Annotated in this window: 17 protein-coding genes and 1 riboswitch; of the genes, 12 read left to right on the top strand and 5 right to left on the bottom strand. The window is 45.0% G+C overall.

From position 1 onward, the window contains the following. Nucleotides 1-70 precede the first annotated feature (70 nt). Nucleotides 71-853: a methyltransferase gene (locus Q1A86_RS00580; RefSeq protein ID WP_299801726.1), complete on the bottom strand. Its 783-nt coding sequence runs from the start codon at nucleotides 851-853 to the stop codon at nucleotides 71-73. Between the two features lie 519 nt (nucleotides 854-1,372). Between Q1A86_RS00580 and brnQ the strand changes: the two genes are divergently transcribed. The 5 genes from brnQ to Q1A86_RS00605 all read left to right on the top strand — a co-directional run bounded on the left by brnQ (nucleotide 1,373) and on the right by Q1A86_RS00605 (nucleotide 8,085). After that, nucleotides 1,373-2,716 carry a branched-chain amino acid transport system II carrier protein gene (gene brnQ, locus Q1A86_RS00585; RefSeq protein ID WP_299802240.1) on the top strand — a complete coding sequence of 448 codons (1,344 nt, stop codon included), beginning with the start codon at nucleotides 1,373-1,375 and terminating at the stop codon, nucleotides 2,714-2,716. A 500-nt stretch (nucleotides 2,717-3,216) separates the two neighbouring features. After that, entirely contained in the window at nucleotides 3,217-4,119 is a 903-nt protein-coding gene (xerD, locus tag Q1A86_RS00590; RefSeq protein WP_299801728.1) for a site-specific tyrosine recombinase XerD, read from the top strand. Between the two features lie 218 nt (nucleotides 4,120-4,337). After that, nucleotides 4,338-5,063: a bifunctional protein-disulfide isomerase/oxidoreductase DsbC gene (gene dsbC, locus Q1A86_RS00595; RefSeq protein ID WP_299801730.1), complete on the top strand. Its 726-nt coding sequence runs from the start codon at nucleotides 4,338-4,340 to the stop codon at nucleotides 5,061-5,063. A gap of 141 nt (nucleotides 5,064-5,204) precedes the next feature. Further along, entirely contained in the window at nucleotides 5,205-6,929 is a 1,725-nt protein-coding gene (gene recJ / locus Q1A86_RS00600) for a single-stranded-DNA-specific exonuclease RecJ (protein WP_299801732.1), read from the top strand. Between the two features lie 286 nt (nucleotides 6,930-7,215). Then, nucleotides 7,216-8,085: a hypothetical protein gene (locus tag Q1A86_RS00605; RefSeq protein WP_299801734.1), complete on the top strand. Its 870-nt coding sequence runs from the start codon at nucleotides 7,216-7,218 to the stop codon at nucleotides 8,083-8,085. Between the two features lie 217 nt (nucleotides 8,086-8,302). Here Q1A86_RS00605 and Q1A86_RS00610 read toward each other — a convergent pair whose 3' ends face one another. Continuing rightward, entirely contained in the window at nucleotides 8,303-8,782 is a 480-nt protein-coding gene (locus tag Q1A86_RS00610) for an Lrp/AsnC family transcriptional regulator (RefSeq protein WP_299801736.1), read from the bottom strand. A gap of 240 nt (nucleotides 8,783-9,022) precedes the next feature. On the opposite strand from Q1A86_RS00610, the gene Q1A86_RS00615 reads away from it, so the two are divergent. The 4 genes from Q1A86_RS00615 to Q1A86_RS00630 all read left to right on the top strand — a co-directional run bounded on the left by Q1A86_RS00615 (nucleotide 9,023) and on the right by Q1A86_RS00630 (nucleotide 14,608). After that, complete coding sequence (locus Q1A86_RS00615) at nucleotides 9,023-10,321, top strand: serine dehydratase subunit alpha family protein (protein WP_299801738.1); 1,299 nt, start codon at nucleotides 9,023-9,025, stop codon at nucleotides 10,319-10,321. A gap of 911 nt (nucleotides 10,322-11,232) precedes the next feature. Next, entirely contained in the window at nucleotides 11,233-12,492 is a 1,260-nt protein-coding gene (locus Q1A86_RS00620) for a hypothetical protein (protein WP_299802241.1), read from the top strand. A gap of 925 nt (nucleotides 12,493-13,417) precedes the next feature. Next, nucleotides 13,418-14,050, top strand: coding sequence for an HNH endonuclease (locus tag Q1A86_RS00625; protein ID WP_299801740.1), 633 nt, complete (start codon nucleotides 13,418-13,420; stop codon nucleotides 14,048-14,050). Nucleotides 14,051-14,194: 144 nt separating this feature from the next. Continuing rightward, complete coding sequence (locus Q1A86_RS00630; RefSeq protein ID WP_299801742.1) at nucleotides 14,195-14,608, top strand: NUDIX domain-containing protein; 414 nt, start codon at nucleotides 14,195-14,197, stop codon at nucleotides 14,606-14,608. A gap of 156 nt (nucleotides 14,609-14,764) precedes the next feature. On the opposite strand, the gene gbpA is transcribed toward Q1A86_RS00630, so the two are convergent. The 3 genes from gbpA to rpiA all read right to left on the bottom strand — a co-directional run bounded on the left by gbpA (nucleotide 14,765) and on the right by rpiA (nucleotide 19,436). Continuing rightward, nucleotides 14,765-16,225: an N-acetylglucosamine-binding protein GbpA gene (gbpA, locus tag Q1A86_RS00635; RefSeq protein WP_299801744.1), complete on the bottom strand. Its 1,461-nt coding sequence runs from the start codon at nucleotides 16,223-16,225 to the stop codon at nucleotides 14,765-14,767. Between the two features lie 113 nt (nucleotides 16,226-16,338). After that, a riboswitch (cyclic di-GMP riboswitch) is annotated at nucleotides 16,339-16,452 on the bottom strand. Nucleotides 16,453-17,229: 777 nt separating this feature from the next. Then, complete coding sequence (locus Q1A86_RS00640; RefSeq protein WP_299801745.1) at nucleotides 17,230-18,555, bottom strand: FAD-binding oxidoreductase; 1,326 nt, start codon at nucleotides 18,553-18,555, stop codon at nucleotides 17,230-17,232. A gap of 221 nt (nucleotides 18,556-18,776) precedes the next feature. Then, on the bottom strand, nucleotides 18,777-19,436 hold the full coding sequence (rpiA, locus tag Q1A86_RS00645) for a ribose-5-phosphate isomerase RpiA (protein ID WP_248469945.1): 660 nt from the start codon (nucleotides 19,434-19,436) through the stop codon (nucleotides 18,777-18,779). Nucleotides 19,437-19,739: 303 nt separating this feature from the next. Between rpiA and Q1A86_RS00650 the strand changes: the two genes are divergently transcribed. From Q1A86_RS00650 to Q1A86_RS00660, 3 genes are all read left to right on the top strand, one after another. Further along, complete coding sequence (locus tag Q1A86_RS00650; protein ID WP_299801749.1) at nucleotides 19,740-20,684, top strand: DUF808 domain-containing protein; 945 nt, start codon at nucleotides 19,740-19,742, stop codon at nucleotides 20,682-20,684. A gap of 39 nt (nucleotides 20,685-20,723) precedes the next feature. After that, the gene (locus tag Q1A86_RS00655; RefSeq protein WP_299801751.1) at nucleotides 20,724-21,866 is read left to right on the top strand and encodes an endonuclease/exonuclease/phosphatase family protein; all 1,143 of its coding nucleotides are present in this window, start codon (nucleotides 20,724-20,726) and stop codon (nucleotides 21,864-21,866) included. Between the two features lie 386 nt (nucleotides 21,867-22,252). Beyond that, nucleotides 22,253-24,025, top strand: coding sequence for an alkaline phosphatase (locus Q1A86_RS00660; protein ID WP_299801752.1), 1,773 nt, complete (start codon nucleotides 22,253-22,255; stop codon nucleotides 24,023-24,025). Nucleotides 24,026-24,215: the final 190 nt, after the last annotated feature.

Genomic DNA, 24,215 nt, shown 5'->3' on the forward strand with positions numbered 1-24,215 from the left:
TCTCAATAAATAATAGCCGAGTATTATAAAGCTTATAGAAGCGACTTTAAACGATTAGATCGCTAGATCTTTAAAGCTTTAAATAAAAATCTCTGCTCAATAGGCTAAAGGCTTGGCTGTAATGGCCATTTTTCTCACGAATATAAAGCTGTTGCGGGACAACATCATCAAGCTTAGGTGCCACAACCGGCTGGGTTTCTCTTTTGGAGTCATGGATTAAGGCCGAGGTATGGCATAAAACCAAGATCTGTCGATTGGCTTCTTTACCTTCAACGCTCGCCGCCAGCAACTTTTGGCTCAGCTTAAGCCTATATTTGCTGAGCTTTGTTTCGAATAAGCAGACCGACTCCGTCGGCAAGATAAGGCTGGCAGAGCCTTGAGGGCTTAAAAGCTGCTTTATCGCTGCTAGCAGACTATCGAAACTTAAGCTATCTGTATGGCGCGCCGTGGCTCTGGAGGCATTGCTCGACTGCGGGCCATTGGCAAAGTAGGGCGGATTACAGATGATATGTTCAAACTGCTTGGGGGGCTCGGCTTGATTGTTAGCTTGAGCGTCTGGCTGATTGTAAGCCTGGATATCACAACAGATAACCTCGAGGCGCTCTGACCAGGGGGAGGCTTTGAAATTTTGCTGACAGTCTAGGGCAGCGTCTGTGTCTAGCTCAATTGCGGTAATCTTGGCTTGGCTTCGTTGGGCTGCCATCAGGCTCAATAGGCCACTGCCGGCACCAATATCGAGTATGGTCTTGGCCTGTACTAACGGCGCCCAAGCACCCAAAAGTACACCGTCAGTACTGACGGGCATACCGCAACGGCTGTCATCGACGTGAAAGAGTTTGAAGGTAAAAGGCATGGCAACATAGAGGTGGTGTTAACTATGGAGCTAATTGTACGCTAATCAAACCTATAGCGTAATCTCCTAATCTAGGTTTAATTGTTAATGTTTTATGCAAGCTTTAGTTGTTTTGCATGTAAGTGGTTACTCACTTTGAACTGCTTGCTGGCTATTAAAGCGGATGTGTCTTGTTGTAGGTGCTCATGGGGTGAATGTAAGAGATGAAAAGCCGTTGTTAAACGCCTGTTGCGGCTTGTATCGAGAATGACCGTTTTTCCGTATGGGTGCTTGTTTGTTAATTGCGACTCTGTTAATAGTATGCGCTCTTTGTTGGGTAAAAGCCCAATTTTGGAGTCGGTAAACCAAGTTTAAAGCAATTTTAGCGTTCTTATTTCCGCTGCTGTTCATAAACTCGCCAAGAATGGGCCGTATTTACCACGGAACCGTGTAAAGTAAAGATTACACTTTTTTAGTTGTCATCCTAAGTGGTGCCTTAGGAACATGACGGCATGAAATATTTAACCAAATAAAATTATGATGGGGCATAAAGTGCAGAATAATCAAATGAGTATTGCAGACACGCTAGGGTTAGGTTTTATGACCTTCGCGTTCTTTTTGGGGGCCGGAAATTTAATCTTCCCTCCTTTAGCTGGCTTTTTGGCAGGCGAAAATATCACGCTAGCTATGTTTGGCTTCCTTATTACTGCGGTCGGCCTTCCCCTTATTACTCTGATTGCTGTCGCTAAAGCGAACGGTAAAATTATGCAGTTGCTTCCTCCCATCGCAGCGACCGCATTAGCCGTATCAATTTTTATCATCATAGGTCCAGCGTTCGCCGCACCAAGAACCGGGCTTGTGGCTTATGAAGTCGGATTTAAACCGTTTCTAGAAGATACATCCGCTACCTTTATGATAGCTGGCCTAACTTTTAACATTACCCAGCTTATTTATACATTGGGCTTCTTCGGACTTTCAATGGTATTAGCACTTTTCCCAGGTAAACTACTTGATAGTGTTGGTAAAGTATTAACGCCTATCCTTATACTATTGTTAGTTGGCCTAGCTATCTCAGTTATTGTGATCCCAGGTAGCGATATCGGTGCTGCAGTTGGTGATTACCAAGCTAACCCGCTAACGAAAGGGATCTTGGAAGGCTATAACACCATGGATACCTTGGCCTCATTGATCTTCGGTATGTTGATCATCGATATCCTACGTAAGAAAGGGATCACTGAGCCAAAAGCACAGACTAATTATCTGATTAAAGCTGCATTAATTGCTGCGGCAGGTTTGGCATTTGTTTATATATCACTATTTTATTTAGGTGCAACGGCGGGTGACTTAGCCGTTGGTGCAGAAAATGGCGGCGTTATCTTAACCAACTACGTTATCGCTAAATTTGGCGCAAGTGGCATGATCTTATTGTCATCTGTAGTAACGCTAGCTTGTTTGACAACATCTGTAGGTCTTATCAGTGCCTGTGGTGAGTACTTTAACGAGCTACTACCAAAGATCTCTTACCGCCGTTTTGTGGTAATGGTAAGCATTATTTGTGCGACCGTTGCTAACGTAGGCTTGGCGCAGTTAATCGATATTAGCGTTCCTGTACTAATGACTGTTTACCCGGTTGCGATTGCATTGGTTGCGGTAACTTTCTTAACTGAACGTTTTGCTCATCCAAAAACAGCGCATCGTTTGGTAGTTAGTGTGGCGCTATTCTTCGGTATTGTTGATGGCTTTAAAGCGGCTAAGGTTGATGTAAGCGTATTTAACTTTATGCCACTGCATAACGAAGGCATGGCATGGTTGCTACCAACGGCTATCGTCATCGTAGCTTGTATGCTAATTAAAAAGCCAAGCGAGCAGCTAGCGGTCAACTAAAGCTAGCGGTTAAAGCTAACCGCTAATGTGAATAGCTTAAGTGAATAGCTAAAGCCAATTTGATGGCATAATATTGAGGCGATGTTTCTTAGAAACATCGCTTTTTTTATGGAAAGAAGGGACTAGGAAAAGCAGGTTCTAGGTTCTAGAGCGTTCGCAAGCTCACTTTTAGAGCGGACTTCGTCCTGCTATACAATCAACAGCCTGATGCTTTTGGCTTTTGCTTTTTCTAGTAGGGCTTTAGCCCGCTCTAGCCGCGAAGCGCTGTAGATTCTAGTCTTAGGAAGAGCAGAAGCGGGCATGCTAAGACGGTACAAGCCGAGAAAGGCCGATAAGGCTAAGACGGATAAAGCCGGATAAAGACGGAAAACAAAAGATAACAGCTTGACGCTTTTGGCTTTTGCTTTTCCTCGCAGGGCTTTAGCCCGTCCTCGCAGCGAAGCGCTCTAGATTCTAGTCCTAGGATCTAGGCCCTTCTTTAAACTAAATAGGAATGAGAAGTGTCAGATAAGTACACGCCCAATAGTAATATTGATCTATTTTTAGATGATCTATGGTCAACCAAGGGCTTAAGTGATAACACCTTAAGCGCCTATCGCACCGACCTACGTCATCTTGACCGTTATCTGCAAAAGCAGGGTGATGACCTAGTGACTTGTTCTCAGTTCGACATTCGCAACTATTTGGCCGAGCGTTTCGATAAAGGCTTCGCTAAGACCAGTAGCGCACGCATGATGAGTAGCCTTAGACGCTTCTATGGCTATCTTATCCTAAAGAAAAAAATCGATAGCGACCCGATGGCACTTATTGAGTCGCCCAAACTTGCGCGAAAATTGCCTGATTCACTCAGCGAAGAGGATATCGACCGCTTGCTGGCCGAGCCTGAGCCAGACGATCCGCTAGAGTGTCGTGATAAAGCCATGCTTGAACTATTGTACGCAACAGGCCTGCGTGTATCAGAGCTGGTGGGATTGACCATGGAGCAGTTAAGTTTACGCCAAGGGCTAGTACGCATCACAGGTAAAGGTGGCAAGGAGCGTTTGGTACCACTTGGTGAACTGGCTGTTACCGAAATAGAGTCATACCTTAAGTTTGCCAGAGCTGAACTGCTTAAGGGCAAGCAAAGTGATGTGCTATTTCCATCTAAACGGGCGCAGCAGATGACGCGACAGACTTTCTGGCACCGTATCAAGCTTTATGCGCTTAGAGCGGGGATCAGCACAGAGCTGTCACCACACACCTTAAGGCATGCATTTGCCACTCACCTGCTAAACCATGGTGCCGATCTACGTGTGGTACAACTGCTGCTGGGTCACAGCGATCTGTCTACAACACAGATCTACACCCATGTAGCTACCGCAAGGTTATCTAGTCTGCACAGCGAGCACCATCCAAGAGGGTAAGCCATTTGATATGCATCAGCTGTTACAATTTGTTGGCTGGTTAATTCGCTTCTGCAAAACTAAAGTTAATTTAAATATTTGATGGATTTCACGTCTGTATGATTTAGTTACAGCAAATAATTTGCTTTAACTGAGTTGAGTCTGTAACTTTTCAGCCCCAGACAAGGTCTAATCTTTTATATCCATCAGTCTGCCCCTTACAGAGAGTAGGAAAACTAATGAAGTTCACTCGAACATTTTCTTTGATTGCTGCAATGATGATTGCACCAGCAGCCCTTGCAGCATCGAATAGTAGCGACGATACCGCCGCATTAAAGCAAAAGCTAAGTGAAACGCTAAGTGTAAAAGTGATTTCAATGAAGCCATCACCTATCCCTGAGCTATATGAAGCCTTTACCGATCGTGGTGTACTTTATATTTCTAAAGATGGTTCAAAGCTATTTCACGGTAACCTTTATGATCTAGATAAAGGTATGAAGAACCTGACCGAAGCTGCTATGGCAGGTCCTCGTATAGACATGATGAAGCCACTAGAAGAAAACATGCTGGTTTACAAGGCTAAGAATGAAAAGCACGTAGTGACTATCTTTACTGATGTCAGTTGTGGTTATTGCCGTAAGTTACACAACGAAATGGACGGCTATAACGATCTAGGCATTACTGTGCGTTACCTTGCTTTCCCACGTGCAGGTGTGCCATCGGCGAACGCCGACGAGATGGAGTCTGTATGGTGCGCGGCCGATCCACTAAAAGCCATGGGCGAAGCTAAAAACGGTAAGGCAGTTAAGCAAGCTAAGTGCGATGCTAAAATTGCCGAGCAATATAATTTAGGCCAAGCATTTGGTATTAACGGTACGCCAGCAATCATTCTTGAAGACGGTACTTTGATCCCTGGCTACCAGCCACCTCAGGCACTGCTACGTACACTAGAGTCTGTACAATAAGTATTGCGTCTACATAAGACTAAGCACTGTCTTATGCAGTAATAGCGAAAAAAGGTGAGCCGAGGCTCACCTTTTTTGTGCCCCTTTAGCGGCAGTCTTGTTATGCTGCTCCTGTTTTTAATTTTGAGGATTTAAGCCAACGTGATCCATAAGATAGTTCGCCGCCCAAGAGTCGATGATAGTCACCTTCCCGATACGTTTTCGCCAATATTAAAACAGATCTATGCCAGTCGTGGAGTCAGTGCCTCTGACTGCGAACTGAGCCTCGCTAAGTTGCTTAGACCCAATACCATGGCTGGGCTTGATCAGGCTGCCAAGATAGTTGCAGATGCCATTGAAGCGCAAAAAGCAATTTTGATCATGGGTGACTTCGATGCCGATGGCGCGACATCTACCAGTGTATGTGTTTTGGCGCTGCGGATGATGGGCGCACCGAAGGTGGATTATCTTATTCCGAACCGCTTCGATTACGGCTATGGCCTAAGCCCTGAGATTGTTGCCGTTGCTGCTAATAAAAATGCCGAGCTGTTGATCACCGTCGACAACGGCATTTCATCTATCGAAGGCGTGGCAGCGGCCAAAGCGCTAGGCATGACAGTGGTGATCACCGACCACCATCTTCCGGGTCATACCTTACCGGACGCCGATGCCATCGTTAACCCAAATCAAGACGGCTGCGGCTTTGCCAGTAAGTCGATTGCCGGAGTCGGCGTAGCCTTCTATCTGATGTCGGCGCTGAGAGCCGAGCTTAGAAACCGTAACTGGTATCAACAGCAGGGCATAGCTGAACCTAATCTAGCTCAACTACTGGATATTGTCGCCCTAGGTACCGTAGCCGATGTGGTGTCGCTCGACACCAATAACCGTATTCTAGTGGAAGCGGGTCTGCAGCGCGTTAAATCCGGGCGCTGCCGCGTGGGAATTACAGCACTGCTTGAAGTCGCTAAGCGTACCCCATCACGCATTGTCGCCTCAGACTTTGGTTTTGCCGTAGGTCCAAGGCTTAACGCGGCCGGTCGTCTCGATGAGATGGCGTTAGGGGTCGAAACCTTGTTGTGTGACGATATTATGCTAGCGCGGCGCATGGCCTCTGAGCTCGATGGCTTAAACGCCGAGCGACGTGATCTTGAAGCCGATATGCAGCAAGAAGCGCTCAAGAGTCTTGAAAGTGTCGAGCTAAACGAAGCTGAATTACCTTGGGGCATTGCTATTTACCAAGCCGATTGGCACCAAGGGGTTATCGGTATCTTAGCCTCGCGGATTAAAGATAAATACCACCGTCCCGTAATCGCCTTTGCCGAAGCCGGCGAGGGCGAAATTAAAGGCTCGGCGCGTTCGATTAAAGGTCTGCATATGCGCGACCTACTCGAGCTGATCAACAGTCGCCACCCAGGACTGATATTAAAGTTTGGTGGTCATGCTATGGCTGCTGGCCTCTCTATTCAAGCTGGGCAGTTTGCCTTGTTTGCCGATGCTTACGATAAAGCGGTGCGTGAAGTGTTAGCGCCAGAGTTATTAACTGGCGAGTTAGTATCTGATGGTGAGCTAGTGCCAGAGCAGTTCAAACTTGATCTTGCCACTGAGCTTAGAAATGCCGGCCCATGGGGGCAGTCATTCACCGAACCTTTATTTGATGGTTACTTTAGAGTGATCCAGCAGCGCATCGTTGGCGAGAAGCACTTAAAATTGATTTTAGAAACGGAATGCGGCCGAGTGATGCTCGATGCTATCGCCTTTAATGTGGACTTGAAGACTTGGCCCGATGCCACTATTCAGTACGCACAGGTGGTGTATAAACTCGATGTGAATGAGTTTAGAGGCAATCAGAGTTTGCAGCTGATGGTTGAGCAGATTGAGCCAAAGTAGGTTTAACCAAAGTAGGCTTTAGTCGGCATTGACTCAGAGTTTCGTCGAAATGAAAAGGATGCACAGCTTGCATCCTTTTTGTTTTCAGCTGATTTCGGAAACTCCCTTCAGTGGCTAATACACTTCAGCGATACTTTGCTTAAGGATAGCAGTCTCTCAATATTTGCATGGATACAAACTGTAGCGAGTGTTTCGTTGATGCGTTTTTTTTGCGTTGCTATTGTGAGCTTGCTTAATCAGACACTCTGCTTGATGTATGTAATTTAATTTAAGGATGAATTAAAAAATGAAGAGTTTGTTTTCCGCACTTATTATAGGAAGTGCATTATTTTTCGCCACATTCACCCATGCTACAGTTATCCAAGACGTTTGTGATACCTGCGTGACAGAAAGGCAATATGAACAACGTGTTATTGAGCTTATCGACTCAAATGGGATAAGAGCTATTCCTGAGCCTGTATACATTTTTAACTTTAAATCTGGTGCACTTAAAAAATATAACGCTAGCTCTGAAGTGGTAAGTGATGCTGGACGCGCAGCTTTAGAGGAAGATACAAGCTATTTTGTCATTCCAATAAATGTCACCTCCTTGCAACAGTTAAGATTTGACCGTTCAGTTGAGCTTTATTCTGCAGCTAAGTCATCTGTTCAAGACGAAAGGGTCCCAAGTTCGGTTGTTGATAGTGCATATTCACTCGTAGGCGCAGGTTATAAGGAGAACGACCTTGCTGATTATTATAATGCTAATAGAAGGCTTCAAGATCAATTCACTGCGCTTCTTGCTACTGCGGCTTCTGTAACGGGGGAATTACCTCGTGTGCAAATGGACGTTGAGGTTAAGTTTAGCGATGGCACCACAGCCATAGTTTTACTCACGAAAATTGATAAGAATGGCACGCTAAGGCTTAAGTTTGTTGAAGGAAAAGATGTAGATAACAACACAATTACTAATGACCCCAAAAATTACACTTCAGGCTCATATAACTTTACTAAGCAGGGGGAAGAGGGAGTTCGTAAGATAATGGAGGCTGCTGCGAGACTCGGGCTCCCTATCTATAATGGCGGAAGTTCGGGCTCTATTGGTGGGGGACAGTCTATGTCTTGTAGCTATGTTGGAGATGACTATATCTGCACAATCACTAAAGATCCTGTTTAAGTAAGCTTAGCGGTGCTCACTGACCTCTATTGTTAATAGCAGTATATAAATTCTATGATTGTAGAGGCAATCAGAGTTTGCAGCTGATGGTTGAGCAGATAGAGCCAAAGTAGTCCAAATTAGCGAAAGTCGTTAGTAACTGACTTTATAGAGAAAAGGATGCACAGGTTGCATCCTTTTTTGTTTGGGTTAAATACTCGCTAGCAATTGAGATAAGTTAAGCAGGTTTTAATGGTAAAACGGTGCTGAACTTCAATGACTCCATCGCAAAGGTTGAGGTGACATTGGTGAGGCCAGCCACTTGATTGACCAAGCGTTTATAAAAGTGATCAAATGCCGCCATGTCTTCAACTTGCACCCGCATCATATAATCATACTCTCCCGCCATGCGATAAAACTCCATCACTTCAGGCATAGCGTAGACAGCTTCAATAAATTTCTCATACCAAGCATGGGAGTGGTCACAGGTCTTAACCTGCACAAATGCGGTGAAGTCGACGCCGATTTTACTGGGGTCGAGCAGGGCGACGCGCTTGTTAATCACCCCTTCTTCTTCTAAACGCTTTAAGCGTTTCCAGCAAGGGGTAGTGGTTAAATTAACGGCTTTGGCCAACTCGTTAAGCGATAAGGTGACATCGTGCTGCAACATGGTGAGCAGCTGTCGGTCGACTTTATCTAGTTTTACTTTTTCAACCACAAGGTTCTTCCTTACAGATATTCTCTATTGGTTATCCAACGGTTTTCTAGTGATTATGTATTATTGCTTATTTAAGCATCTGCATAACTTATGGTTGCATTGTAATAGAAAATCTTTCTCTTTTATGTCTTGTTGGTAGAAAAAATGGAAAAATAATTCTTCAGTTAATCCATTACAATGAAACAAAGATTGCAATGACTATTTTCCAAATAGTGTCGATTACTAGAAGTGAGTAGAACGATGAAACAACACTTATGGCCTTTATTCCTTGAAGCAGTTACACGCGATGTCGTTCCAGCCCTTGGCTGTACAGAGCCAATTTCTGTTGCATTAGCTGCCGCCATTGCCATTGATGAGCTAGGGATAAAAGATCAAGCAACTAACGCTAATATGGACGTTAGTGTTTCAGCTAACTTAATGAAAAACGGCATGGGCGTGGGTATTCCGGGCACTGGAATGGTTGGCTTACCGATTGCTGCAGCAATCGGAGCTGTTGCAGGCGACCGTCATGCAGGTCTTGAAGTATTAAAAAACCTTACCGCAAGCGACGTTCAGGCCGCAAAATTAATGCTGGATAACGACCAAGTGACAGTAGGTGTTGCCGATGTGGCTAACGTGCTATACGCCAAAGTCACGGTTTATTATCTGCAGCAATCGGTGAGCGTGACCATTGCCGATAGCCATACTAAGGTTATCGCGATTGAAAAAAATGGTAAGCAGTGTTTGCCTGTTCCACAGGTCGAGGCTGTTAAAGATAGCAGTAAAGTAAACCCATTTACTGAGGCAAAACTGCAAGATATCTATGATTTTGCCATTCATGCACCATTGGATGACATACGTTTCATCATGCAGGCCAAAAGCCTTAATGATGCCTTATCTATCGAAGGTCTCAGTGGTAATTATGGTTTAAAGATTGGTGCGACATTTATCAAAAACCAACAGCGAGGCTTATTATCTGGCGGCTTACTCACCGAAGTACTCACTCGTACCGCTGGGGCTTCTGATGCGCGCATGGATGGCGCTATGATGCCAGCTATGAGTAATTCGGGCTCAGGCAACCAAGGAATTGCGGCAACTATGCCGGTTGTTGTCAGTGCCGATTTTCTTAAATCTAGCGAAGAGCAAACCATACGTGCATTAATGCTGTCGCACTTAACGGCTATCTATATTAAGAGCTATCAAAACAAGCTCTCAGCCTTATGTGGCGCAACTACGGCTGCGATGGGATCTGCTGCAGGTATCACCTACTTGCTTGATGGTGAGATTGAGCAAGTAAGCGCAGCTATTTGCAGCATGATTGGCGACGTCAGTGGTGTTATTTGTGATGGCGCAAAAACCGCTTGTGCAATGAAAGTGTCTTCATCGGCGGGGGCAGCGGTAAAATCTGCCTTAATGGCCATTGATGGCATTCGGGTAACAGGCACAGAAGGTATTGTTGCCAATGATGTTGATCAAACCATTCGTAACCTTGCAGCATTAGCCAATGGCGCGATGACACAAACCGATGTGCAGATCTTAGAAATTATGATGCACAAGTAAGCAGGCGTGTTTGGTAAAGCAATCATCCCAAGACAAAAGCTTAAGCTAAAACCTTGAGCTAAAACCTTAAGCTAAAAATTAAAGCCAAGTCGTTTCTCAATTAACCGTTAGTCCTTAATTGAGTGTCGATTTGGCTTTTTAGCTTCAGCCTGCGATGAAGCAACACTCGAAAGCGACTTTAAAAACGGTTATTTTCAAAATCGATTATTTCAAGAAAAAGCTAACCTCAATCATTACTAACAGCGCTAGCAAGATTTTCTCCTTTTTTGCCTCTGGTGTTTTCTCTGCCCATGTCATCCCTCGGGGTTAAATCACTCACCCAACAAGTATTCCGTCATCGACTCGCCTTTAACTGCCTGAGGCTTCAAGTGAACTTGCTAAAACCCTCTAGTAGGTTGATTTTTATGCGTAATTCTATAAATCGTAGACTAGTGATATTGCTCACGTGTTGATTTGGTTTAGCTGTGGTCATCACTTTAATTCACAAAATGTGCGCCATACCTCTCGAAGCTTAAATCTAAAATCTTGAAATAAATCACGTTTTCGGACTCTTGTGAGCTGAAGGTTAATGACTAATAAGGTGAAGGGCATCAAACTATTGAGCGGTTAAAAGTGATTAACTCTTGATCTGGATCAGTACGAAAAAACCATCTGAAAAAAACACTGAATTGAGAGTATTTTTTGCTAAATCTACGCCAATAGCGATGAATTTAAGTAAAAATTTCTCTGCATCCTTGAGTATGCTCAGGCCAAGCAAACGCTATAAAACCGTGTGTTTCCATAAGCATAATTATAATTTTTATCATGTCAGTGGCTATAGCCAAATTTAATGGAATTGACTAATGAGTGAAGTAATTCAAGGCGCACCAAGTGGTGATCCCCAAGCGCAACCCCTACACGAACGCGCTAATATGACCAAAGCAGAATGGCAACAAGCTACCAAGTTTGACAGTGTCGACCTTGGGTGGATAGTGATGAGTATTGGTATGGCTATCGGTGCGGGTATTGTATTTTTACCTGTTCAGGTTGGCGTGATGGGTCTATGGGTATTCTTGCTGTCATCCATCATAGGTTATCCAGCAATGTACTTGTTTCAAAAGTTATTCATTAACACCTTAGCCGAGTCAAAAAAGTGTACCGATTATCCAGGTGTGATTGAAAACTACCTCGGTAAAAACTGGGGCATAGCGCTCGGTGTGCTGTACTTCTTGATGTTGGTTATTTGGGTACTGGTTTATTCATTAGCGGTAACCAACGACAGTGCCTCTTACCTGCATTCATTCGGGGTCACTGAGGGCAAGCTAAGTGACAATGTATTCTACGGTTTAGGCTTAATCTGCCTATTGGCCTTTATCGGCTCAAAAGGCGAAAAGCTGCTATTTAAGCTGTCAGGTTTTATGGCGGTAACCGTACTGTCACTGGTGGCGGTAATGGGAGTATTGTTGATGGCACGTTGGGATATGGCGAATATTCCAAGCATGGGGGAATTTGGCCCAATGCTGAAAAATGCCATTATTACGTTGCCATTTACCTTAACCTCGATTCTGTTTATCCAATCGTTAAGCCCAATGGTTATCTCGTATCGTTCACACGAAAAGTCGATTGAAGTAGCGCGCTTTAAAGCTGAGCGAGCAATGAAAATTGCCTTTTCTATCTTATTCGTAGTGGTGTTTTTCTTTGCGATATCGTTTACCTTCGCTATTAGCCAAACCCAAGCGACAGAGGCGATGAACCAGAATATCTCTGCACTGGCGATTATTGCGCAATACTTCCCTGGCAGCTGGGCGACAATTACCGGTATCGTGATTAACATCTTTGCGGTAGTCACCTCATTCTTCGGTGTGTTCTTAGCCTTCCAAGAAGCGTGTCGTGGCATTGCAATGAACATACTGCTGCGTAGCCGTAAAGAGTCTGATATCAATAAAGAGCTAGTGAATAAACTCATCACAGTATTCATTATTTTACTGGCTTGGTCTGCGATTGCGTTGAACGCACCAATCCTATCGTTCACTTCTATTTGTAGCCCTATCTTCGGTTTGGTGGGCTGTTTAATCCCAGCTTACTTGGTGTACAAGGTGCCACACTTGAACAAATATAAAGGTTGGGCGACTAACCTAATTATTGTCACCGGTGTTTTGTTGTGTATTTCGCCTTTGTTAGCATTTATGTAGTTACTTTTTTCGCTGATTAGCGATTGGGTAATCAAGCTGGCGCTTGGCTTTGGGTTAGACTGCGTCTAACAAACGCTTTACAGCGATAGACAATCAAACTTCGTTTGATGAAAGTGATTAAGTTAGACTGCGTCTAACAACTAAAGTCGCAGCTTGATGCTCTACGTGAGGAGCATCAAGCTGCACTTGATACCATAACCGCAAATACTCGATATATGTTTAGGCTAAGAGTTGCATTCAACAAAAGTGGTTCCAATGGCGTGCGGCCGGCGTATGTGCAGATACTTCTGAGACACGCTGCCAGTACGTCCCTGTAAGCTCTGCGATGGCAGATAGCATCCCTATTTAAAAGCCAGTTCGGCATCCCGCCTCTCGTTCGAAAGCTTGGTAACTTCGTTACCTCTCACCATGCCATCGAAGGCCTCAGCTGTATCTACACTAGGTTAGAACAGCACAACCTTTAGTATTTAGGCTTGTAAAACCGTTTCTGCAAAGAGCATAAAAGTAGGTGGCAGTATTAGGAGGTATATGGGAGCAAGTAAAGTTTACTTTGGCCCAACATATCCAATATCCCTATAGGTCAGATGCAAAGGAACGGCCTGTCCCGCGAAAGCTATGCCCACATCCGTGTGGCATCACGCTACTCCTGTTTATAAAGAGTCTCCAGCGTACTTCGGCAACTTCGATGGGGAATGGTTTTTTTCTGCATATTTGGTTGTGAACCTCATCCCTTATGTTGCTAAAAAAGTAAAGCTACTACCAACGTTTTACTAAGCGGCAGTGTTTAGATAATCTTCTGTTGATTTTAGTACTGTCTATTAAAACAATAGGTTATATTAATGTTGGGTGTTTTATCGAGACGCACAGATAATATGTATCGGTGCTGCTGTTGAATAAGCTGTTATAACTCAGGGAGATTTTGGCTATGTCGTCATGGGAGCAAGACATAACTCAAGCACTTGAAAGTCTAGGTGGGGTTGCCAGTTATGATGACATCTATTCAGAAGTATCAAAACTAAGAAGTGAGCTTCCTAAAACTTGGAAAGCTGTAATCCGCCGAAGAATTCAAGACTTGTCATCTGATTCTGATGGCTTTAAAAATGGTCAAGATCTGTTTTATTCGGTTAATGGCTTAGGTGCTGGAATGTGGGGACTTAGAAACAAATTAGTTCACACTCCTAAAGCTGCGGATTTGCCTGCGGGTACTAAAGAGCCTGAGCGGGAATATACGACTACCTATCGTGTTTTACGTGATACAAACTTAGCTAGAAAACTAAAGTTGCTCCACAACAATTTATGTCAAATCTGCGGTCTTCAAATTCAGTTACCAAATGGTAAATTATACTCGGAAGCTCATCATATAATTCCATTAGGTACTCCACATAATGGTTCTGATACACCAGAAAACATTATTGTTTTATGCCCAAATCATCATGTGATGTGTGACTATGGTGCTATTGAATTATCTCTAAAAGAAATTAAGCTGGTATCAAACCATAGTATTTCTCTAAAAAGCATCGATTATCATAACAAGGTAATCCGTGAAACTGAGTTATAACAAAGCGATCAAGGGCGGACTCAAAAAGCTGGGCTTGTGCTCGTTCCTCGCTAATTTTAGCCAAACCTATGCGCTGTTGTTTGCGGCGTTACCCCATTGGCGCCATATTCTAGTTATAAAGTGAAGTTAGTTCTAAGGTAAATAATGATGAAAGTGATTGATAAGCTTGCTTGGGTGTTGATTCGGGATGGTAAGTTGTTGGCGGTGCGCTCTAAAGGTAAAGCGTTGTTTTATCTGCCCGGTGGTAAGCGTGAGGTGGGTGAGAGTGATGAACAAGCGCTGATGCGTGAGATTAAAGAGGAGCTGTCTGTCGATCTTGATCCGACCACTATTAAGTATATGAACACTTTTACTGCGCAGGCGGATGGTAAGGCTGAGGGCGTGTCGGTTAAATTGACTTGCTACTTTGCTGATTTTAGCGGTGAATTACAGCCTGATGCTGAAATTGAACAGCTTGAATTTCTTGATATGAATGATGCTGCGGTTTGCTCGGTTGCGGCCTTAGTTGCAATGCGCTGGCTAGAATCTCAGTCGCTTGTTACGGGGAAAAACGCCTGATAGTAGGCTTGCTGTCATGCCGTAATATGACTTAATCACAGCAACATATTTTTATAAGCGTGCGGCGTTGCATGAATAAAAAGAGCCTCAGTCTTTGACTGGGGCTCTGTTGTATTCGTTCTTTGTCCGCTCGACTGACTATGAACTGTGCAGAAATTAGTTCAGCTTATCCCAAGCCATTTGCCAGTGTGAACCTGTTGCTGGTTGGTACTGAGTGGCTGTGGCTGTCCACTGTATGCAGTAACCTGAGTATGGGAAAGGTTTACATTGGTAAACACTACCGTCACTCGCTAGTACCTTGGTACCTGCTGTGTAACTTGCTAATCCAGCTGGGAATACAAAATCATAATCGCCAGCTGGTGGTGTGGTAGCTTCATCTTCTAAGTGAAAATCTAAGGTTTGCTGATCGACTAGCTTGCCGTCTTCATCTTTGATGCGAGTCACTAGCATATGGTGGCCTGCTTCTGACTTATTTAGCGTTAGCGATACCGCTTCATTTTGACCATCTAACATCTCACCTGTCCAGCTTGCTAGTGGCTCACGATGGTGGTTGTAAACCGTTAGTTCAGTGGTGACATTACCTTGCGCTGTCAGTGTTAGCTCAAGTGTGGTTGGCTCGCTCGTGATGGTGTAAGTGTCTTCTAGACCATCAACCGTTAGCGAATACTCTGGCTCCGGGGTTTCGATGTTATAACCCACTTCTACGCGCTCGATGCCGCTGCCAGCTTTAATGTAAACTGGGTTAGTACCGTAAGCAGGGGTAAACTTACCATCGCTAAATTGGCCTGCTTGTAGCTGAGTTTGCTCTTGGTTAACTTTACTTGCTAGCGCATGAGTCCAGTTTTTAGCTTGGCCCATGTTTGAATCGGTAATGGTCAACTCGGTGCGGTATGTTGGGTTTTCACCTGATTGGTCGAATACGCGGGTATACACTGAATCACCAATATTCAGATCCATGGTTGGGTTGATTTGCCCTGCTTGTGTCCAGTCCGGTACAACTGGGCCTTGGCCATCAAACTTCACATCAATCACGTTATAGAATGATGCTGCAGTATCACCCACATCCCAAACCGCTAAAATCACTTGGTAGCCTTCACGTTCAGGCACAACACAGTTGTGGCTGACTTGCTTAGGCGGCTGCACCATGTTGCCTTCAATCACACAAAAAGGGGTTAGGTCGAATGAGTCACGTGACAGCGAGGCATTCGGGTTCCAATCAGGTTTAGTGATGTAGTATTTCCAGTCGTGGGTAACGTGGTTTGCGGTGAAGGTCCACTCGAAAGTTTGTGCGCCTGACTGAATTGGGTTTTGGATCCAGCGATCAGCGGTTTGTTCGTCTAGCGCTGTTGCTAGAGCTGACTGAGCACTGGCAATTTTGCCATCTCTTGGGCCAGCTTCTGGGAATCCGTCTGGGCCTTCTACACTTTGCGGTTCATATTGAATCGCACCACAGTCGGTATTTTTTTGGTTGGTATCTGTAGTTGGAAACTTACAAAGTGCTACGCGGCTTGCTGCAACACCGTCGCTATAGGTTGATACATAGCCGTGTGCTAAAGCACCTGAGCTAAGACTGGCTAATGCTAGCGCGATTAACGATTTTTTTGGGAATGATTTCATCACATGTCCTATATATGGTTGACAAATTAATGCCACACCTCGGCGCATGCTGAACACTAAAACAGACAGACTTTGCCCAGGCACAAGACCTCGGTGATAAGTCCGATTTATTTAGTGGCAACCCCGCTATCATAGGTACAGTTAATCATTAATAAATGACTACTCACTGCACCGACAGACCGGAAGCTTTGCGTCCCACCTTTTCAAGTGGTTTGCCGAAATGTGATTTAGCAAGTGGAATCTAACTTAAAAACCTGTCAGGAGGAAGCGAATTGTTGATTGGATAGCTGATTATTTGTTTGTAAAGTAAACACTTAAGTAAGTTTTGTTCAAAAAAACGCTGATAATCGAGCCTTGGATGGCGCGGGAGAATGTGACGGGGTTCTCTTAACTGTGCAAAAGGAGGCTCTAAAAAATCCTGATATGTGGGGTCAGTGTAAAGTTTATTTGGTTAGCATACCTCCCGCTATTTCCGAGCCAGCTTTAGCTCCTTTTCACTACCCCACTTCTGTCAGGTAACGAGCTAGGGCTATGCCATAACTCTAAACTACAAAGATTATGCTTTTCTAACCTAGTGTAGATACGGCCGTGACCGTCCATGACAAGGTGAGAGATAACGAAGTTATCAAGCTCTCGAACGAGAGGCTGGATGCCAAACTGGCTTTTTAGCAGGGATGCTATTTGTCATGGTCGAGCTTCCAGGGCCAATTCTGTTCCATACAGAATTTGGCATTTCCTCCATCCTTGGAGGTCAGACGTACTTGCAGCGTGTCTCAGAAGTGTCTGCACATACGGTCGTTCATTAACATCCTTGTTATCACGACATTTGCACATCCATATACTGCACCGGCCGCAGGCAATTGGAACCACTTTTGTTGAATGCCACTCTCAGCCTAAAAATATATCAAGTCTGTCTGGGCGTTGTTATCAAACAAAGTTTGATTGTTTAACTCTCGGGTGTGGGCGAAGCGCCACGACGTTAGTGGTTAGACGCAGTCTACCCCTCAGCCAAATCGACTTGGTGAAAAAGGCGTCAGATCCAAACTGGTTTTCTGTTTATTGATGATCTCACTTACCAGTTGGCCCGTTATTGGGCCTAAACTTAGTCCCATCATGGCGTGTCCTGTGGCTATGGTTAGATTCGCTAACTGAGGAACTTTGCCGATTATCGGCAGGCCGTCTGGGCTACAGGGGCGAAAGCCAGACCAAAACTCTTCAGATTTAACCTGAGCTGTATCTAAGTCTGGTAGATAGCGGGCTGTGGATTTGATAAGCCCTTTGATACGATTTGGACTGATGCCAACTGGCTCCTGACTCGATAATACGCCGAGCTCCATGGTGCCACCAAATCGAATGGTGTTATCTAGTGGACTAACCGCGACCTTGGCTTCGCTTAAGATAAAGGGGGTACGACACTTGAGCTTGGCGCTCTCTTTAACGGGAGGCTTGTCGAAGCTGATACAGATCCCTTTTCCCGATTGCACCGGCAGGTTAAGTCCTAATTTCTTGGCTAATTTTGGCGACCAGGCGCCGTTGGCGAGAACAAAGTCTTCGGCTTTGATATCGTCGCTTGCGGTTGTTGCTGAGGTGATTTTTGTTTTAGTTTTATCAATAGTAAAACCTGTTACCTCAACGCCTTCCCTAAACTCTACTCCTTGAGCGGTTAAGTAGTTTTTCATCGCCACGATAAACTCATAGGGGGCAATATGCGCATCTTCTGGGTAGAAACTTGCGCCTATCACGTCGAACTGAATATTGGGTTCGAGTTCTCTCAAGGCTTGGGGAGTGAGCATCTTGGCTTGCAGGCCCAGTTTGTTGGCTGCGGCCACGGTTTTGGCTTCATCGTTTAAGCCTTGCTCTGAGTTACACAGCATCAAAAGCCCGTTTTGATGGAACTCAAAATTAAGCTCCGCTTGTTGGTGCAGCAATTGATATAGCTCAAGGGATTTAAGGTTGATATCTAAAATGGCTTGCTGATTTTCTAGGGTGTGCTGCGGCGTACACTTTCTAGCAAAAGATAATAGCCACTTTAAGAAGTCGATATTAAGACTTGGGCGCACGTAGAAGGGGCTTTGTGGATTGAGCATCCATTTAAGGCCTTTTTGGATCATACCCGGGGCGGCCAGTGGAATGAAGTGACTCGGGGTAATATAACCCGCGTTGCCAAAGGAGCAGGCTTTGCCTATCTCATCCTTGTCGATAACCACCACAGACTTACCCGCCTTATGTAGATAATAGGCTGTGCAGACCCCAATTATGCCACCACCAATCACAGCAACATCCTTCACAGCAAGATCCTTGCGAGTCTTGTTCATCTGCTTATCCGTCATCTTCTTTCCTTAAGCGCTGATTTTAGAAGATAACCTACAGTGCTGAGTGGGATCCGGTTTGTTCTATATCAAGTGTTGTTAATAAACCTAATCAAGATGAATTATTTTAATGGTGGGTTGCGTGACGATAAACAAAAAAGCCACTCAATGGAGTGGCTTTAGCTTAGAGCTCTAGCGGACTTGTTCAAACTCTTACAAGTGCACTGAGTTATTTAATCTGATTAGAAGGTAACGGTTTTCACGCCGTCTGGAGTACCGACTAACAATACATCTGCGCCACGCTTAGCGAATAGACCGTTAGTCACGACACCAACAATACCGTCAATCTGCTCTTCTAGCTCTTTTGGCTTCATGATCTTCATGTTGTACACGTCTAAGATGATGTTGCCGTTATCGGTAACACAACCTTCGCGGTAAACAGGGTCGCCGCCAAGCTTTACAATTTGGCGCGCCACGTATGAGCGTGCCATTGGAATCACTTCGATTGGCAGTGGGAACTCACCTAGAATGTCTACTTGCTTGGTGTTATCTACGATGCAGACAAACTTTTCAGCAACAGCGGCAACAATTTTTTCGCGAGTCAGTGCTGCTCCGCCACCTTTAATCATGTCCATTTGGCTGTTGATTTCATCGGCACCATCAACATAAACAGATAGCTCATTTACGCTGTTTAGGTCAAAAACGGGAATACCTAGCGCTTTCATTTTCTCTGTTGATGCTTCAGAGCTTGATACCGCACCTTGGATATCGAACTTCATTGTCGCAAGCGCATCAATAAAGTGATTAACCGTTGAGCCGGTTCCTACACCAACAATGCTGTTCTCTTCTACGTACTGAAGTGCAGCCCAACCGGCAGCTTTTTTCATTTCATCTTGAGTCATTATGAAATCCTTTGTTTAAGATAGAAGTTAAAAATAAAAGTTATAGGCAAGGTTAAAAATATTGCCGACAGTATACGCGTTTAGCAAAGCAAAGTTGCTTGAATTTTGCTTTTAAAGTGACTCGTCAGGACTATCATGTGTATCTTGGGGCAAGCGATGGCAGATTTTTTGCTTTGGCTAACAGTTTATTGTCATTAGCTTATTCACAATAACCGCTATAGTGTGAGTATTATGAATACTCTAGTTAGAAAGCGATGAGATGGATTTTCGGCGTGAGCGCCATTAAGTGATAAAGGAGTCGATATGGCTGGGGCTAGCTTATTAACCTTGTTAGATGATATCGCGACGATTTTAGATGATGTCGCCGCAATGAGTAAAATCGCCGCCCGCAAAACGGCGGGTGTGTTGGGCGATGATTTAGCGTTAAACGCGCAGCAGGTGTCGGGTGTTAGCGCTGACAGAGAGCTGCCAGTGGTGTGGGCGGTTGCTGTAGGCTCATTTAAGAATAAGTGCATCTTAGTGCCTGCCGCTATGCTGATTAGCGCCTTTATCCCGTGGGCGGTGACGCCACTACTGATGTTCGGTGGTTTGTACCTCTGTTATGAAGGTTTTGAAAAAATCTACCATAGTTTCCATGCCAAGAAGCATCACCAAATCGATGAGAGCCAGGCGAGCGAAGAGGAGATCCTTGATCTTAAAGAGTACGAGGCCAATAAGGTCAAAGGGGCGATACGCACCGACTTTGTGTTATCGGCGGAGATCATCGCCATCACTTTAGGGATCGTGGCCGACAAGAGCTTGAGTACTCAATTTTTCACTCTAAGTGTTATCGCCATCATTATGACGATTGGTGTGTATGGCCTTGTCGCTGGCATAGTTAAAATCGATGATGCTGGGCTGTATTTAAGTCAGCGCCCAGGTGAAACCCTGTGGGCTCGATTTAAGCGCCGCTTTGGCATGATGCTATTAAATTCTGCACCTTATTTAATGAAGACACTGTCGATTGTGGGCACCATTGCCATGTTTATGGTCGGCGGAGGTATTTTAACTCATGGTTGGCATTGGGTTGGCGATAAAATCACTGCGGCCGCAGCTTGGATTGAGGCATTTGAGTTTGTCGGGCCCGTGGTTGCATTTATCACCCCAAGTATTTTGAACGCGATTTTTGGCGTGATAGCTGGTGCGGTCGCAGTATTGTTGATGCAGCTATTTATCAAGCTTAAAGGTGATAAAGGCGCTACCGAATAGCTTTAGTGTTAAAACTTAATTGTTAGCTTAGATATCCATATGGAAAAGGTAGTAATGGCGAATACAAGTAGCAAAACAAACAGGGTCAAACTAGCAAGCTTTAACCTGTTTAATTACATTGAACCGCCATTGGCGTATTACGACTTTGAAAATATCTATAGCGCAGAGCAATGGCAAAAAAAGCAGTCTTGGTTAGCGGAGTTTTTAGCGCAGCATCAGCCTGATATCATTGGCTTGCAAGAGGTGTTTTCTGCACCAGCATTAGCTGAGCAAATGCGCGCAGCGGGTTATGAGCATTTTGTCACTGTGGGTGAACCTACAGTTATTGACGATTATATTTGCCGCGATCCAGTTGTCGGTCTTGCCTCAAAATTTCCTTTCACTGAAGTGACGGCGATTGAAGCTGAGCCTGAATACATTCATGGGCTAGGCTTAAACCCTGATTTTGCATTTAGCCGTAAACCGCTGCGCGCTACTGTGCAGTTGCCGCAAATTGGTCTTTGCGATATTTACGTGGTGCACTTTAAATCTAAGCGCCCGCATCTGGATGAATTGCCACAGCCAAAGTTTACACAGCAGAAAGGGTTAAGTTCTGCCACACCTTTGGTGAATTTCGGTGAATTGTTAGGGCGTAATAGTCTTGGCCAGTGGGCGTCGAGTATTCAGCGCGGCAGTGAAGCGGCGCTGTTATTTCATGCCATGCTGCAAAGACGCATAGAGACCAATCAACCTATGATGCTAATGGGTGATTTTAATGAAGAGCTGACAAGCTCGGTGTTATCGCCACTAACTAACCGAGAGCTGCGTTTTGAAAAAGAGGGGCTGGGCGAGTTAGCGAGTTTTCCATTAACTGATGCTTATAAGCTGTTTCAGCAAGGGCTACAGGACTTGTTTGGGGATAAGACTAGCGATGCAAGCCCTGATGAAATTGCCGTGGAAGAAGAGCGAATGCTCGCTAAAGCGCGAGCATCACGAGCGGCGACGCATTACTATGGCGCTCAAGGTAATGTGCTGGATTACATATTACTTTCAGCAGACTTTGACCCAAGCTTTGATAATAGCGTTGCCGAAGTTTGTGACTATCACACCGAAGACCGGCACTTAGTGAATCCAAGCTTTGAGCGTGATAGCCAAAGTAGCGACCACGCGCCGGTTACTTGCACCTTACGCATTAGGCGCTAACGTTAAAGCAAGGTACTAGGTTTTAAAGAAGGTGCTAGGAAAAGCAGGAACTAGGAAAGCTACATTGCTGCTTGCTTTTGCTAGAATCTAGAGCTCTCGTAAACTTGCTGCTAGGACGCTTCGCGGATAGAGCGGACTTCGTCCTGCTATAAGAGCAAAAGAAAGCATGTATTTAGGCTTTGCTTTTCTTGCTTTATCCGTCTTTGCTTTCCCTGCCTTTCCCGGCTTCTACTGCCTTAGCCTTCCCTAGACCTCACCTCTTTGTGTTTAACAAGCGGTTTACATCTTTGTCTTTTTCGTGTCATGGTGGTGCTTTAGTATCCGGACTGATTAGACCTCGTACCACGCAAGTAAAACTAGAACGTAATATTAAAGGAATAATAACAATGAAACGACCTTTTACTCGAAGAGACTTTTTGGCAATGTCGGCCAAAGGAGTTGGCGCTGCAGTCGTATCCTACGGCCTGATGGGCTGTAGTAGTGACGATGACGACAACAATGACATCTATGCCGAGTTTCTCCATGGTCTCGCCAGTGGCGATCCTAGCCATGATGCCGTCATACTCTGGACCCGTGTTACCCCTAAAAGTGATGGTGACATTAAGGTGTCGTGGGAAGTGGCAACCGATGGCGCATTTACTCAGTTAGTGAGTACTGGTGAAACCATGACGAGCAGCGACAGAGACTATACGGTTAAGGTGGATGCCGTAGGCCTTGAGGCCGGTACCCAGTATTTTTATCGCTTCAAAACGGGTAATAAAACCTCGCAACCTGCAATGACTAAAACCTTGCCACAGGGCGCTATCAATAGCGCTAAGTTTGCTGTGGTGTCATGCGCTAACTTCCCAGCAGGGTATTTTAATGTCTATGAGATGGCGTCAAGAATGGACGATCTCGATGCGGTCATTCACTTAGGTGATTATATCTATGAGTATGCACGTGGTGAGTACGCCAGCGAGCGCGCCGCAGCACTAGGGCGTGAAGTCTTACCTGAAGGTGAGCTGATGACTCTTGCCGATTATCGTACCCGTTATGGCCAGTATCGCAGCGATATCAGTTTGCAGAAACTTCATGGTAAAACGCCGTTTATCACAGTATGGGATGATCATGAAGTCGCTAACGATAGCTGGCGCAATGGCGCTGAGAATCACAACGATGGCGAAGGGGATTTCGATGCTCGAAAAGAAGCGGCACTACAGGCGTATTTCGAGTGGCTGCCTATCCGTCCATGGCGTGAAGGCAACCATGAAGAGATCTATCGCTCATTCCAGTTTGGTGATTTAGTTGACCTACATATGCTTGATACTCGACTTCTTGGTCGAGATAAGCCATTGGATTACGCCGAGTATATGGATAGCGCTACGGGTGAGTTAGATAGCGCACGCTTTATGGCGGATATTACCGATACCAACAGAACCATGCTAGGGCAAGAGCAGCAAGCTTGGCTACAAACGGCGCTACTGACGTCGACGGCGACTTGGCAGGTATTGGGGCAACAAGTATTGATGGGGCAGATGATGCTACCGGCAGCGATTGCAACCCAACAGTTGTCGATCCCGGAGTTTGGTCAGTTGGCGGCGCTAGCACAATTTGCCGCACGCAAAGCGGCGGGCGATCCAACGCTGAGCGAAGATGAGCTTAAGTACTTATCTTTCTACGGACATAAGTTGACGCCTGAGGCGATGGCTTTGCTGCAGTTGCCTTCGATCCCTTATAACCTCGATGCCTGGGATGGCTACGCCTATGAGCGAGAGGTAATTCTGGCTACGGCAAAATCACAGGCAAAAAATCTAGTGGTGATTGCTGGTGACACCCATAACGCATGGGCTAATGAGTTAAAAGATGCGGCGGGGGACTGTGTGGGAGTTGAATTTGCCACTAGTTCGGTATCATCTCCTGGCCTTGAGTATTACTTAGGTATCGAAGAGAAAGATATAGCCGCAACCGAGGCTGCGATTATCGATTTAGTGGATAACCTTGCCTATGCCAACTTGATGAATCGAGGATTAATGACGCTCACTTTTTCCCATGAAGAGGTGCGCACAGATTGGCGCTATGTTGATACGATTTATACTCGTGACTTTACAGAAGCGAGTGAAAGAAACTTCTCTATGATCACTAAAGTTGGTACACCGTCTTTGAGTGAGAGCATCAAATAAAACCAAGGCGCTACTTTTAATTTGATGATGAAGGCAAGCTTACCAGCTTGCCTTTATTTTTAGTGATTATGGCGTAAGTTTTCCGATTTTTTGCAGCAATTATTAGCGTTTTAGTATAAAATTCGCCACCAAAATCCGGTGGGTGCCTAGACTTTGAACAGTGAATTCGATTTATCGATTTACTGGGCGC

It is taken from the genome of uncultured Shewanella sp., from assembly GCF_947497935.1.
Lineage (GTDB): Bacteria > Pseudomonadota > Gammaproteobacteria > Enterobacterales > Shewanellaceae > Shewanella.

Excerpts from the sequence above, each read along its gene's own strand:
- Q1A86_RS00580 (WP_299801726.1), bottom strand. The coding sequence starts at position 853 with ATGCCTTTTACCTTCAAACTCTTTCACGTCGATGACAGCCGTTGCGGT.
- brnQ (WP_299802240.1), top strand. The coding sequence starts at position 1,373 with ATGGGGCATAAAGTGCAGAATAATCAAATGAGTATTGCAGACACGCTA.
- dsbC (WP_299801730.1), top strand. The coding sequence starts at position 4,338 with ATGAAGTTCACTCGAACATTTTCTTTGATTGCTGCAATGATGATTGCA.
- Q1A86_RS00605 (WP_299801734.1), top strand. The coding sequence starts at position 7,216 with ATGAAGAGTTTGTTTTCCGCACTTATTATAGGAAGTGCATTATTTTTC.
- Q1A86_RS00615 (WP_299801738.1), top strand. The coding sequence starts at position 9,023 with ATGAAACAACACTTATGGCCTTTATTCCTTGAAGCAGTTACACGCGAT.
- Q1A86_RS00620 (WP_299802241.1), top strand. The coding sequence starts at position 11,233 with ATGACCAAAGCAGAATGGCAACAAGCTACCAAGTTTGACAGTGTCGAC.
- Q1A86_RS00625 (WP_299801740.1), top strand. The coding sequence starts at position 13,418 with ATGTCGTCATGGGAGCAAGACATAACTCAAGCACTTGAAAGTCTAGGT.
- Q1A86_RS00630 (WP_299801742.1), top strand. The coding sequence starts at position 14,195 with ATGATGAAAGTGATTGATAAGCTTGCTTGGGTGTTGATTCGGGATGGT.
- gbpA (WP_299801744.1), bottom strand. The coding sequence starts at position 16,225 with ATGAAATCATTCCCAAAAAAATCGTTAATCGCGCTAGCATTAGCCAGT.
- Q1A86_RS00640 (WP_299801745.1), bottom strand. The coding sequence starts at position 18,555 with ATGACGGATAAGCAGATGAACAAGACTCGCAAGGATCTTGCTGTGAAG.
- rpiA (WP_248469945.1), bottom strand. The coding sequence starts at position 19,436 with ATGACTCAAGATGAAATGAAAAAAGCTGCCGGTTGGGCTGCACTTCAG.
- Q1A86_RS00650 (WP_299801749.1), top strand. The coding sequence starts at position 19,740 with ATGGCTGGGGCTAGCTTATTAACCTTGTTAGATGATATCGCGACGATT.
- Q1A86_RS00655 (WP_299801751.1), top strand. The coding sequence starts at position 20,724 with ATGGAAAAGGTAGTAATGGCGAATACAAGTAGCAAAACAAACAGGGTC.
- Q1A86_RS00660 (WP_299801752.1), top strand. The coding sequence starts at position 22,253 with ATGAAACGACCTTTTACTCGAAGAGACTTTTTGGCAATGTCGGCCAAA.